This is a genomic window from Pseudomonas sp. YH-1 (genome assembly GCF_051990045.1).
Lineage (GTDB): Bacteria > Pseudomonadota > Gammaproteobacteria > Pseudomonadales > Pseudomonadaceae > Pseudomonas > Pseudomonas nicosulfuronedens.
In genome coordinates, this window is record NZ_CP178184.1 from 1,737,074 (window position 1) to 1,749,790 (window position 12,717).

The window sequence follows — 12,717 nt, forward strand, 5'->3', positions numbered from 1 at the left end:
CGGGATCAGCTGGCCAGCGCCAGGCGGTTGATGCGTCCGGCCAGCTTGCGCATGACCCAGCGCGGCAGCAGACGCACGCCGCAGGCGAACAGGCGGTTGCGCCAACCGGGGATGATCATCGCGGGCGCGCGGCGCAGCGCTTTCACCGCCAGGAAGGCGACTTCCTCGGGAGTCATGACGCGCTTGCCATCGTCGAGCTTGCCCAGGCGCATGTCGGCGTTGCGGTAGAAGGCCGTACGGGTAGGCCCCGGGCACAGCACCGAGACCTTGATGCCACGGCCTTTGAGCTCCTCGCGCAAACCTTCGGAGAAATGCAGCACGAACGCTTTGCTGGCGTAGTAGCTGCTCATCCAGGGGCCGGGCAGCAGGCTGGCCATGGAGGCGACGTTGAGAATCCGCCCGCCGCCCGTGCGCTCCATCATCGCTCCGATGCCGTGGCACAGGCGCGCCAGGGCCAGGACGTTGAGCTCCAGCAGTTCCTGTTCGCGGGACCAGTCCTGGTCGATGAAGGCGCCGGAGGTGCCGACGCCGGCATTGTTCACCAGCAGCTCGATCTGCCGCCCGCTCTGTTCCAGCTCGTGCAGCAGGCCGGAGATCTGCAGCGGTTCGGACAGGTCGCAGACGCGGAACAGCACCTCCACCCCGAAACGCTGAGACAACTCGCAGGCGGCGCTGTCCAGCGCATCGCGCTGGCGCGCCACCAGGATCAGTGCCTGGCCACGGCGGGCGAGGGCTTCGGCCAGGGCCAGGCCGATTCCGCTGGAAGCGCCGGTGATGAGGGCAAAACGAGGCATTCAGGAGTCTCTGTGACGGGGTGGCGTTCGACCACGCCCGCCACGGGTTGTTGCATTACTGATCCGAGTCGCCGCCTTCGGTGTCGCCGCTGCTGAAGTCGCCGTCGGAAGGCTCCGCGGTGGCTGCCGGATCGGCAGCTTCGTCGCCTTGCTGATACTGCGAGGCCTGCGCGGCCTGGGCACGTTCGACGTAGCTCTGGTAGGCCGGGATCGCGATGGCGGCGAGGATACCGCCAAACACCGGGAACAGTAGCCAGGAGAAGGCCAGGACCTTGACGCCGGTGCTGTTGGGTGGCGGCGGCGGGCCGAAGCGGTTGGCCGTCTGCTCGCCGGGCATGAACAGCATCAGCAGGCTGAGGACTACGTTGACGAAGGGCACCAGCAGGGCGAGCCAGAGCCAGCCGGACCATCCCAGGTCATGCAGGCGCTGCACGCCGATGGGCACGCTGAAGACCATGGCGGCGATGACCACTGCGGCGATGGCAGCCACGCCCAGGGGCAGCGACACGGCCATCAGCAGGCTGGCGACCAGGTAGGCGCCGAAGACGATGAAGGACAGGGCGGCGGACCAGCCGAGGTAGCGCACGCGACCGATCCGACCGGACAGGCTGCGAACCTTGAGTTCGCCGAATTCCGGCAGGTCTTCGCCGACCTTCGCCTGCGGCGGAGCGTAAGGGGAGGAGGCTGCAGCGGGGGCTGCTGCTACGGCCGGAGCGGCGCTGGCCAATTCGGCCTGGCGTGCCAGGTACTTCTCGATGACGATGCCGCAGGCGCTGCATTCGATGGCGCTGGCCTGCTCATGCCCGCACTTGGGGCAGGTCATCTGCTCGTTGCTGGCGCTTTCGCCGGCGGCGCGGGCTGCCAGGGTCGCTTCGCTGGGGTGGTCATCGGTCTCCACCAGGCTGAAACCGGCAACGCCTTCGGCTTCCTTGCGGGCGTTGGCGCCAGCGCCATGGAGGGCGCGCAGGTACTTGTCGGCTTCATCGCCGGAGAGGTCGCGCTTGAGCACGACCGGCTGGCCGCTGAACAGCGCTTCGATCTTCGACGCATCGCTCTTGAACAGGCGGGCGAGGTTTTCCTTGGCGGTTTCCAGTGGCGTCTGCGGCATCAGTGCGCCGTCGAACACGATCTTGAAGCGGGATTGATCCATCGGGGCATCCTTGTCTTCTGGCTATGTTGGAATCGCTACAGCGTAATCGGGCCGCCGGAGGCCAACAAGCGGCCCCGACGGATATATCGCGAGTGGTGCCGAAGCTCAGACCAGCAGCTGGTTGGACAGGCCGGCGCTGCGGGTCAGGGCCTGGCGGTACTCGTGGTCGAGCCGGGCAATCAGCTCGCCCACCGCCGGCAGGTCGCGGATGTCGCCGACACCCTGGCCGGCGGACCACACGGTCTTCCAGGCCTTGGCCTCGTCGCTCACCGGCTTTAGCTTCTCGCCATAGTTGAGCGCACCCTTGTCGTTCAGCCGTTGCATGTCGAAACCGGCGGCCTCGAGGCTCTGGCGCATGAAGCTGGCGGGTACGCCGGAGACGGCGGGGGTGTGGATGATATCGGCGGCACGGGCGTCCAGCAGCATGTGCTTGTAGGCCTCGGTGGCGGCGCTCTCGCGGGTCGCGATGAAGCGAGTGCCGAGGTAGGCGAGGTCGGCGCCCAGCACCTGGGCGGCGAGGATCTCGTGGCCGTGGTTGATGCAGCCGGCCAGCAGCAGGGTCTTGTCGAAGAACTGGCGGATCTCGGCGACCAGCGCGAAGGGACTCCAGGTACCGGCATGGCCACCGGCGCCTGCGGCCACGGCGATCAGGCCATCGACACCGGCCTCGGCGGCCTTCTCGGCATGGCGGCGGGTGGTGACGTCATGGAACACCAGGCCACCATAGCTGTGCACCGCATCCACCACCTCGCGCACTGCGCCCAGGCTGGTGATGACGATGGGTACCTTGTGCTCGACGCAGAGCTTCAGGTCTTCCTGCAGGCGCGGGTTGGTGTTGTGGACGATCAGGTTCACCGCATAGGGTGCGGCCTGCGGGTCGGCGGCCAGCCCGGCCTCTATCTCTTCCAGCCAGGCCTTGAAGCCGCTGCTCTCGCGCTGGTTCAGCGCGGGGAAGCTGCCGACGATGCCGCTCTTGCAGCAGGCCAGCACCAGTTGCGGGTTGGAGACCAGGAACATCGGTGCCGCCACCAGGGGAATGCGCAGGCGGCGGTCGAGCAGGGCGGGCAGGGACATGACAGTCTCCTTGTCGGGGTCAGAAAGGTTTGACGACCACCAGGATCACGATGGCGATTAGGAACAGCACCGGCACTTCGTTGAACCAGCGGTAGAACACGTGGCTGCGGCCTTTCTCGCCACGGGCGAAGCGCTTGAGCATGGCGCCACAGGCGTGGTGGTAGCCGATCAGCAGGACCACCAGGGTCAGCTTGGCGTGCATCCAGCCCTGGGTTAGCCAGGCCGGGTTGAGGTAGAGCATCCAGGCGCCGAGGACGAGGGTGAGGATCATCGACGGGCCCATGATGCCGCGGTACAGCTTGCGCTCCATGGTGCAGAAGCGCTCGCGGCTGGCGGCGTCCTCGCTCATGGCGTGGTAGACGAACAGGCGTGGCAGATAGAAGAGGCCGGCAAACCAGCAGACCACGGCAATGATGTGAAAGGCTTTCAACCACAGGTAAAGCATCAGGACTTCCTCGGATCACGGTAGAGCCGATAGTAGTGGCGCCGTGCAATGGCGTCATCCCTGGTTCTATTACACTAGGAGCGTCATCGACCTTCCCATGCGTGGTGCGTTGCCGCGTGTGCCGCTTGGCATCCGGTAGATGCCCGGCTCATTGCCCATGTCCGAATCCCCATCGCCAGAGCACTCCATCGAGCCGCTTGCCGAGGCTGTGCAACGTCCGGCCGCCAAGCGCCCCTTGCTTCGGCATCCGCTGTTGCGGCGCTGGCGCCGAACCCTGGCGTTCTGGCTCGGGGCCTTGTTGGTCGGCCTGGTGGCGCTGGCTTTTGCTCATCTGGCGGATCTGGCCAGTGCGACTTTCCGTGGTGTGGTCGCGCACAGTCAGTGGTGGCCCTGGCTGATCTGCCCGCTGGGTTTTGCCGGGCTGGTATGGATGACCCAGGGGGCGCTGAAGAACACCCGCGGTAGCGGTATTCCACAAGTCATCGTGGCGTTGGACCAGCGCAGTAGCCGCACACGCAATGCATTGCTGTCGGTGCGAATCGCTGTGGGCAAGCTGCTGTTGACCTTGCTCGCGTTGTTGGCTGGTGCCTCGGCGGGGCGTGAGGGCCCTACGGTGCACATCGGTGCGGCGCTGATGTATTCATTCGGCCGTCGCCTGGGGCTCTATGACAAGCGCACGGTGTCCGGCCTGATCATCGCCGGTGGGGCGGCGGGCATTGCGGCCGCCTTCAATACGCCGCTGGGCGGGGTGGTGTTCGCCATCGAAGAACTGAGCCGCACCTTCGAGCAGCGCTTCAGCGGGCTGGTGCTCACTGCTGTGCTGCTCGGCGGCATGGTCACGCTCGGTCTGATGGGCAGCTACAGCTACTTCGGCCGCCTCTCGGAAAGCATGCCGCTGGGGCCGGCTTGGATCGCCGTAGTCGCCTGCGGGGTGATTGGCGGTTTGCTCGGCGGGCTTTACTGCCGGCTGGTGCTGCCGACCCAGCGCGGCCCGCTCAGTTTCATCAGCCGCTGGCGCGGGCGCTGGCCGATCCGCTTCGCCGCGGCCTGCGGGCTGGTACTGGCGCTGCTTGGCTTTCTGTCCGGGCAGCATGTGTTCGGTACCGGGTATGCCGAAACCCGTTCCATCCTCGAAGGGCAGCCAGTGGTGGGACATGACTTCCTCCTGTGGAAGTTCCTCGCCAACGTGATTTCCTTCATCGCCGGCATCCCGGGCGGGCTGTTCTCGCCCTCGCTCACCGTCGGTGCCAGCCTGGCTCCCTGGCTGGCACCGCTGATCCCGGGTGCAAGCCTGCCAGCAGTGGCGCTGCTGGGGATGTCAGCCTACCTCGCCGGGGTCACGCGCACGCCGCTTACCGCTACGGTGATCACCGTGGAAATGTCCCACAGCCCGGACATGCTGATCCCGATCCTTGCCGCCACACTGCTGGCCAGTGGCGTGTCGGCGCGCCTGAACCCGCTGCCGATCTATCACGCGCTCGCTCGTCAGATGCAGGAAACCCTGGCTCCGACCAAAGGCTCTTAAACCGGCGTGCATTCGCTCTGTTCAGCGGGGGCAGCGGCTCATATCATGGCTGCCCCTGAATTTGGCCCCATAGGTGGAGTGACAGGCAGATGATCAAGGTCGGTATCGTAGGCGGTACGGGTTATACGGGCGTGGAACTGCTGCGCCTGCTGGCACAGCATCCCCAGGCTCGCGTCGAGGTGATTACCTCGCGTTCCGAAGAGGGCGTGAAAGTCGCCGACATGTACCCGAACCTGCGAGGCCACTACGACGGCCTGGCTTTCAGCGTGCCGGACGTGAAGCGTCTGGGCGAGTGCGACGTGGTGTTCTTCGCCACTCCCCACGGCGTGGCCCACGCACTGGCCGGCGAACTGCTGGCGACCGGTACCCGAGTAATCGACCTGTCCGCGGACTTCCGCCTGCAGGATGCCGAAGAGTGGGCCAAGTGGTATGGCCAGCCCCACGGCGCGCCGGAACTGCTGCCCGAAGCGGTCTACGGCCTGCCGGAAGTTAACCGCGAGGCCATCAAGTCCGCGCGCCTGATCGCCGTTCCCGGTTGCTACCCGACGGCCACCCAGCTCGGCTTCATCCCACTGCTGGAGAACGGCCTGGCCGATGCCAGCCAGCTGATCGCCGACTGCAAGTCCGGCGTCAGCGGTGCCGGCCGCGGTGCCAAGGTCGGTTCGCTGTTCTGCGAGGCCGGCGAGAGCATGATGGCCTACTCGGTGAAAGGTCACCGTCACCTGCCGGAAATCAGCCAGGGCCTGCGTCGTGCGGCCAAGGGTGATGTCGGCCTGACCTTCGTGCCGCACTTGACCCCGATGATCCGTGGCATCCACGCCACCCTCTACGCACGCGTCGCGGACCGTGGCGTCGACCTGCAGAAGCTGTATGAAGAGCGCTACGCCAACGAACCGTTCGTCGACGTGATGCCAGCCGGCAGCCATCCGGAAACCCGCAGCGTGCGCGGCGCCAACGTCTGCCGCATCGCGGTGCACCGTCCGCAGGGCGGCGACCTGGTGGTGATCCTGTCGGTCATCGACAACCTGGTGAAGGGCGCGTCCGGCCAGGCGATCCAGAATATGAACATTCTGTTCGGCCTGGACGAGCACCTGGGCCTGTCCAACGTCGCGCTGCTGCCGTAAGGAAAGACTGCCCCGGAAGGCGGTCGATTGATCTGGACCAATGGATGAGTCGGATTAGTTGACCGTTTTTCTGGGGTAAGCGGATAATGGTCCGCAATGTTGTAACGTACGGCTTCGGCCGGGAGAGTTTTCACCATGACCATCGAAACCTTCACCCCCACTCCGCTGATGTTCTCGCAAGGCGCTGCGAACAAGGTGAAGAACCTGATCGACGAAGAAGGCAATCCGCGCCTCAAGCTGCGGGTGTTCGTCACGGGCGGTGGCTGTTCGGGCTTCCAGTACGGATTCACCTTCGATGAAGACACCGCGGACGACGACACCATCGTCGAGCGCGACGGCGTCAACCTCGTGGTCGATCCGATGAGCTTCCAGTACCTCGCCGGTGCCGAAGTGGACTACCAGGAAGGCCTCGAAGGTTCGCGGTTCGTCATCAAGAACCCGAACGCAGCGACCACCTGCGGCTGCGGCCAGTCCTTCTCGATCTGATGCCGTAGAAGCAAAAACGCCGCGCATCTGCGCGGCGTTTTTGTTTGTGTGGCGGTTCAGGCGGGGTAGAGCGCGCCGAGAATACGCGGCCCTTGGGCGGCGGTGACTTCAGGGCAGTTGCCGGGCTGGCGTTCGAAGAAACGATGGGCCAGCCAGGCGAAGGCCATGGCCTCCATCCATTCCGGTGGGACGCCGCGATCGAGGCTGCTGATTACGCTGGCGCCAGGCATGTGCGCGGCCAGCCGCTGCATCAGCGTCGTGTTGAAGGCGCCGCCACCGCAAACCACCACTTCCTCGCAGCCTGGCTGCGCATCCAATAGTGCCCCGGCGATGCTTTGTGCGGTCAACTCGAGCAGGGTTGCCTGTACATCCTCGCCCTTCACCGGGCCATGCTTGACCAGGATGGCGTTCAGCCAATTCAGGTTGAAGCGCTCGCGTCCGGTGCTCTTCGGGCCTTTGGCGGCAAAGAAGTCATCAGCCAGCATCTTCTGCAGCAGTACCTGATCGATACTGCCGCTGGCAGCCCAGGCGCCATCACGGTCATAGGCTTCGCCCCGCTGCTCCTGAATCCAGGCATCCAGCAGGACGTTGCCGGGACCGCAATCGAACCCGCGAACCGGCTTGCCAGGGCTAAGCAGGGAGACGTTGCTGAATCCGCCCACGTTGAGGATGGCGCACTCGCGATCATCTCGGTCGAACAGCGCGCGGTGGAAGGCGGGCACCAACGGAGCACCCTGGCCGCCAGCGGCGACGTCGCGGCGGCGGAAGTCGGCCACTACGTCGATGCTGGTCAGTTCGGCGAGCAGTGCCGGGTTGCCGATCTGCACGGTGAAGCCCAGGTGCGGGTCGTGGCGAATGGTCTGGCCGTGGCTGCCAATGGCGCGAATTGCGCTGGCGCTGAGCTTCTCGCGGGCGAGGAGTTCATTGATGCCCTGTGCGGCCAGGCGTACCCAGCTGTTTTCCGCGAGGGCAGAGCGGGCTATTTCGTCAGGGCCGGGAGAGCAGAGTGCCAGGAGGTCGGCACGCAGTGCCGCAGGCATGGGGAGATAATGGGAGGCGAGCAGAGTGGTCTGCTCGCCTTGCTCGATCAGGGCGATGTCCAGCCCGTCGAGACTGGTACCGGACATCACCCCCAGATAGAGCGGCATGACTCAGCGCTTGTTCAGGGCCAGGAAGGTTGCCTTCTCCTGGTCCATGCGCGCGATCAGCGGTTGCGCCTGCGCCATGAAGCGCTTGCGCTCCGGGCCGCTCAGCGGATCGGCTGTCGGCAACTTGGCACTCAGCGGGTCGACATGCTGGCCGTTGACCTGGAATTCGTAATGCAGGTGCGGGCCGGTGGCGAGGCCAGTCATGCCGACGTAGCCGATGATCTGGCCCTGCTTCACTGCCACGCCGGAGCGGATGCCCTTGGCGAAGCGGCTCATGTGGCCGTACACGGTGCGATAGCGCTGGCCGTGCTGGATCACCACGGCGTTGCCGTAGCCACCCTTGCGGCCGGCTTCGAGGATCTTGCCGTCGCCGGTCGCCTTGATCGGCGTGCCGATCGGCGCCGCGTAGTCGACGCCCTTGTGTGCACGAATCTTGTTCAGGATCGGGTGGAAACGCCCGATAGAGAAGCGCGAGCTGATGCGGGCGAAGTCCACCGGAGTACGGATGAAGGCCTTGCGCATGCTGCTGCCATCGGCGCGCAGGTAGCTGGTGCTGCCCTGTTTGCTGGTGTAGCGCACCGCAGTGTATTCCTTGCCGCGGTTGACGAAGCGCACCGCGAGGATGCTGCCCGTGCCAACCTGCTTGCCCTGCACCTGCTGGGATTCGTAGATCACGTCGAACGAATCGCCTTCGCGAATATCCTGGGCGAAGTCGATGTCGTATCCGAGGACATTGGCCATCGACATGATCAGGTCGTGGGACAGCCCCGCATTCTTGCCGGCGACGAACAGCGAGCTGTCGACGCGGCCGTGTGCATAGTTCGCATGTACCGAGGGCTTGACCAGGTCGCGCTTGAAGTCATAGCCCTTGGCGGACTTGTTCAGGCTGATGGTTTCAAGGTCGTTGCGCTTGACCTTCAGGCTCTGCAGCTCGCCCTTGGAGTCGAGAAGGAAGTCCACGTCCTGGCCGATATCAAGACGGGTGAACTGCTTGGCGTCCTTGTTGGCGGCAAGCATGTCGTGCACGACGTTCGCCGGCAGGCCGGCCTTCGCGAACACGGTAGAAAGGGTGTCGCCCTTGCCCACGGTCACGCTTTTCCACGCAGGTTCTGCGGAAGCGGAGGGGGAGGCTTGCTGGGTCGAATCGGCGAGATCGTTCTTCTTTTCCGCGTCTTTTCCGGCGCTGTTCTGGTTGTCCGGCTGGCCTTCTATCTGTGCAAAAGGCGAAGAGCCGTCGTCTTCCGTGACCGCGTTGGGTCGAAGATCGTCTTTTTCCTGGAGGATCTGCTCGGTGCCGCTTTCCAGCTCGAGATTGAGCGTGGTCTTCTTCGCCTCGACCTCGGCCGAGGGGAACACCAGCAGAGCCAGGCTGAGGAGCGCTGCTACACCGCTTGCGGCCAGCAGATGGCTCTTCGGGTAGTACGGCGCTTTCTGATCGGATTGCGTCATGGCGTGAGTGGTGTTTTTGGAATGTGAAATAACTGCCTAAAATATAACCAAATTCCCTCTGAAGCAACCCTGATGTCGGGCTTCTGACGTCCTGTCTTCTGGCGCTGGGCAAAACTTGTTTTTAGTGCCTGTTCTTGTATCGTTGGTTCCCTTTCGCAATTCGCAACGTACAGGAACCTGCAATGAAGTCGGTCGAAGAGCAGCTGGCGCTGATCCAGCGCGGTGCAGACGAAATTCTCGTGGAGGCCGAGCTGATCGAAAAGCTCAAGCGCGGTCAGCCCCTGCGTATCAAGGCCGGCTTCGACCCGACCGCTCCCGACCTGCACCTGGGACATACCGTCCTTATTAATAAGCTGCGTCAGTTCCAGGAGTTGGGCCATCAGGTGATCTTCCTGATCGGTGACTTCACTGGGATGATCGGTGACCCCAGCGGTAAAAGTGTTACTCGCCCACCCCTCACTCGCGAGCAGGTTCTCGACAACGCCGAGACGTACAAGGCCCAGGTCTTCAAGATTCTCGACCCCGCGAAGACCGAAGTAGCCTTCAACTCCACCTGGATGGACCAGCTTTCCCCCGCTGATTTCATTCGTCTGGCTTCCCAGTACACCGTTGCTCGTATGCTGGAACGCGATGATTTCAGCAAACGCTATGCCAGCAATCAGTCCATCGCCATTCACGAGTTCCTTTATCCGCTCGTTCAGGGGTATGACTCGGTGGCGCTGCGCGCGGACGTCGAGCTCGGCGGTACTGACCAGAAGTTTAACCTGCTGATGGGGCGCGAACTGCAGCGTGCTTACGATCAGGAGCCTCAGTGCATTCTGACCATGCCGTTGCTCGAAGGCCTGGACGGCGTGAAGAAGATGTCCAAGTCCCTGGGGAACTACATCGGCATCCAGGAAGCGCCGGGCGTCATGTACAGCAAGCTGGTCTCCATTCCCGACACCTTGATGTGGCGTTACTTCGAGCTGCTCAGCTTCCGTTCCATGGAAGAGATCGAGGGCTTCCGAAAAGATGTCGAGGCAGGCGCCAATCCGCGCGACATCAAAATCAAGCTGGCCGAAGAGATCGTTGCTCGCTTCCATGGCGAAGAGGCTGCTGCTTCGGCGCACAAGTCCGCCGGTAACCGCCTGAAGGAGGGTGAGCTGCCAGAAGACCTGCCGGAAGTAGAAGTGGCGGCGGCAGAAGATCTGCCAATCGGCGCTGTCCTTAATAAGGCAGGTCTGGTGAAGAACTCCGCGGTTGCTCGCGACCTGCTGTCCTCGGGCGGCGTGCGCGTGGACGGCGAAGTGGTAGATCGTAGCTTCGTCTTCGCGGTTGGTTCGACTCACGTGCTGCAGGCGGGCAAGAAGGCCTTTGCTCGTGTGTCTCTGGTTGCAGAGTGAAGAAAGTTTAAATTAGTCGTTGACGGCCAATTTAAACTCCCTATAATGCGCACCACTCCCAGCGACGAAGCGCTGAAAGAACTTGAAAATCAAGTACTTACAGAGATTCGAAATTGAGAGTGGTGACCAGGCAGGTGATTCACTTGCCGCTTTTCTCTAGCTGCTTCGGTGGCTCGCTGAAAAGAAGGTTGCCGAGGTGCTTGACAGTGAGTTTGATCGCTGTAGAATGCGCCTCCCGCTGATGAGAGGTTTCACTTCTCGGAAGCCCAAGCGATTGAGTAGAAAAGAAATTTTCGAAAAATAAAGCTTGACGAAAGATGAGGTTAGCGTAGAATTCGCGCCTCGGTTGAGACGAAAGCCTTAACCAACTGCTCTTTAACAAGTTGAATCAAGCAATTCGTGTGGGTGCTTGTGATGTAAGACTGATGATCGACTGATTATCAGCAACGCAAGTAACACTCGTGAATTCGAGAGTTTTAGCTCTTTAAATAGAGCATGCGATTGCTGAGCCAAGTTTAGGGTTTTCTCAAAACCCAAGCAGTATTGAACTGAAGAGTTTGATCATGGCTCAGATTGAACGCTGGCGGCAGGCCTAACACATGCAAGTCGAGCGGATGATGGGAGCTTGCTCCCGGATTCAGCGGCGGACGGGTGAGTAATGCCTAGGAATCTGCCTGGTAGTGGGGGACAACGTTTCGAAAGGAACGCTAATACCGCATACGTCCTACGGGAGAAAGCAGGGGACCTTCGGGCCTTGCGCTATCAGATGAGCCTAGGTCGGATTAGCTAGTTGGTGGGGTAAAGGCCTACCAAGGCGACGATCCGTAACTGGTCTGAGAGGATGATCAGTCACACTGGAACTGAGACACGGTCCAGACTCCTACGGGAGGCAGCAGTGGGGAATATTGGACAATGGGCGAAAGCCTGATCCAGCCATGCCGCGTGTGTGAAGAAGGTCTTCGGATTGTAAAGCACTTTAAGTTGGGAGGAAGGGCAGTAAGTTAATACCTTGCTGTTTTGACGTTACCAACAGAATAAGCACCGGCTAACTTCGTGCCAGCAGCCGCGGTAATACGAAGGGTGCAAGCGTTAATCGGAATTACTGGGCGTAAAGCGCGCGTAGGTGGTTTGGTAAGATGGATGTGAAATCCCCGGGCTCAACCTGGGAACTGCATCCATAACTGCCTGACTAGAGTACGGTAGAGGGTGGTGGAATTTCCTGTGTAGCGGTGAAATGCGTAGATATAGGAAGGAACACCAGTGGCGAAGGCGACCACCTGGACTGATACTGACACTGAGGTGCGAAAGCGTGGGGAGCAAACAGGATTAGATACCCTGGTAGTCCACGCCGTAAACGATGTCGACTAGCCGTTGGGATCCTTGAGATCTTAGTGGCGCAGCTAACGCGATAAGTCGACCGCCTGGGGAGTACGGCCGCAAGGTTAAAACTCAAATGAATTGACGGGGGCCCGCACAAGCGGTGGAGCATGTGGTTTAATTCGAAGCAACGCGAAGAACCTTACCTGGCCTTGACATGTCCGGAACCTTGCAGAGATGCGAGGGTGCCTTCGGGAATCGGAACACAGGTGCTGCATGGCTGTCGTCAGCTCGTGTCGTGAGATGTTGGGTTAAGTCCCGTAACGAGCGCAACCCTTGTCCTTAGTTACCAGCACGTTATGGTGGGCACTCTAAGGAGACTGCCGGTGACAAACCGGAGGAAGGTGGGGATGACGTCAAGTCATCATGGCCCTTACGGCCAGGGCTACACACGTGCTACAATGGTCGGTACAGAGGGTTGCCAAGCCGCGAGGTGGAGCTAATCCCATAAAACCGATCGTAGTCCGGATCGCAGTCTGCAACTCGACTGCGTGAAGTCGGAATCGCTAGTAATCGTGAATCAGAATGTCACGGTGAATACGTTCCCGGGCCTTGTACACACCGCCCGTCACACCATGGGAGTGGGTTGCTCCAGAAGTAGCTAGTCTAACCGCAAGGGGGACGGTTACCACGGAGTGATTCATGACTGGGGTGAAGTCGTAACAAGGTAGCCGTAGGGGAACCTGCGGCTGGATCACCTCCTTAATCGAAGATCTCAGCTTCTTCATAAGCTCCCACACGAATTGCTTGATTCACTGGTTAG

The 12,717-nt window shown here is 61.9% G+C and carries 10 protein-coding genes and 1 rRNA gene; 5 read left to right on the top strand and 6 right to left on the bottom strand.

Features of this window, described 5'->3' with window-relative positions; translation table 11 throughout:
- Positions 1 to 5 precede the first annotated feature (5 nt).
- From ACKI1H_RS08145 to hemJ, 4 genes are all read right to left on the bottom strand, one after another.
- On the bottom strand, positions 6 to 794 hold the full coding sequence (locus ACKI1H_RS08145; protein WP_138525634.1) for an SDR family NAD(P)-dependent oxidoreductase: 789 nt from the start codon (positions 792 to 794) through the stop codon (positions 6 to 8).
- A 55-nt stretch (positions 795 to 849) separates the two neighbouring features.
- Positions 850 to 1,944: a DUF805 domain-containing protein gene (locus ACKI1H_RS08150; RefSeq protein WP_440468126.1), complete on the bottom strand. Its 1,095-nt coding sequence runs from the start codon at positions 1,942 to 1,944 to the stop codon at positions 850 to 852.
- A gap of 105 nt (positions 1,945 to 2,049) precedes the next feature.
- Positions 2,050 to 3,018, bottom strand: a complete 969-nt coding sequence (locus ACKI1H_RS08155; protein WP_138525636.1) for an NAD(P)H-dependent flavin oxidoreductase — start codon at positions 3,016 to 3,018, stop codon at positions 2,050 to 2,052.
- 19 nt (positions 3,019 to 3,037) lie between these two features.
- A complete protein-coding gene (hemJ, locus tag ACKI1H_RS08160) occupies positions 3,038 to 3,463 on the bottom strand; it encodes a protoporphyrinogen oxidase HemJ (RefSeq protein WP_138525637.1) in 426 nt (141 codons plus the stop codon).
- Positions 3,464 to 3,620: 157 nt separating this feature from the next.
- Here hemJ and ACKI1H_RS08165 point away from each other — a divergent pair, with 157 nt between their 5' ends.
- The 3 genes from ACKI1H_RS08165 to erpA all read left to right on the top strand — a co-directional run bounded on the left by ACKI1H_RS08165 (position 3,621) and on the right by erpA (position 6,598).
- Entirely contained in the window at positions 3,621 to 4,988 is a 1,368-nt protein-coding gene (locus tag ACKI1H_RS08165) for a chloride channel protein (RefSeq protein WP_440468127.1), read from the top strand.
- A gap of 89 nt (positions 4,989 to 5,077) precedes the next feature.
- Complete coding sequence (argC, locus tag ACKI1H_RS08170; RefSeq protein ID WP_045212607.1) at positions 5,078 to 6,112, top strand: N-acetyl-gamma-glutamyl-phosphate reductase; 1,035 nt, start codon at positions 5,078 to 5,080, stop codon at positions 6,110 to 6,112.
- A 135-nt stretch (positions 6,113 to 6,247) separates the two neighbouring features.
- A complete protein-coding gene (gene erpA / locus ACKI1H_RS08175; RefSeq protein WP_045212604.1) occupies positions 6,248 to 6,598 on the top strand; it encodes an iron-sulfur cluster insertion protein ErpA in 351 nt (116 codons plus the stop codon).
- Between the two features lie 56 nt (positions 6,599 to 6,654).
- Here erpA and ACKI1H_RS08180 read toward each other — a convergent pair whose 3' ends face one another.
- Together ACKI1H_RS08180 and ACKI1H_RS08185 are read right to left on the bottom strand one after the other, a co-directional pair.
- Positions 6,655 to 7,746, bottom strand: coding sequence for an anhydro-N-acetylmuramic acid kinase (locus ACKI1H_RS08180; protein WP_440468128.1), 1,092 nt, complete (start codon positions 7,744 to 7,746; stop codon positions 6,655 to 6,657).
- 3 nt (positions 7,747 to 7,749) lie between these two features.
- Entirely contained in the window at positions 7,750 to 9,195 is a 1,446-nt protein-coding gene (locus ACKI1H_RS08185; protein ID WP_440468129.1) for a peptidoglycan DD-metalloendopeptidase family protein, read from the bottom strand.
- A gap of 182 nt (positions 9,196 to 9,377) precedes the next feature.
- On the opposite strand from ACKI1H_RS08185, the gene tyrS reads away from it, so the two are divergent.
- Positions 9,378 to 10,577, top strand: coding sequence for a tyrosine--tRNA ligase (gene tyrS / locus ACKI1H_RS08190; protein ID WP_138525640.1), 1,200 nt, complete (start codon positions 9,378 to 9,380; stop codon positions 10,575 to 10,577).
- A gap of 545 nt (positions 10,578 to 11,122) precedes the next feature.
- Positions 11,123 to 12,659: ribosomal RNA gene (locus ACKI1H_RS08195) — 16S ribosomal RNA — on the top strand.
- Positions 12,660 to 12,717 lie beyond the last annotated feature (58 nt).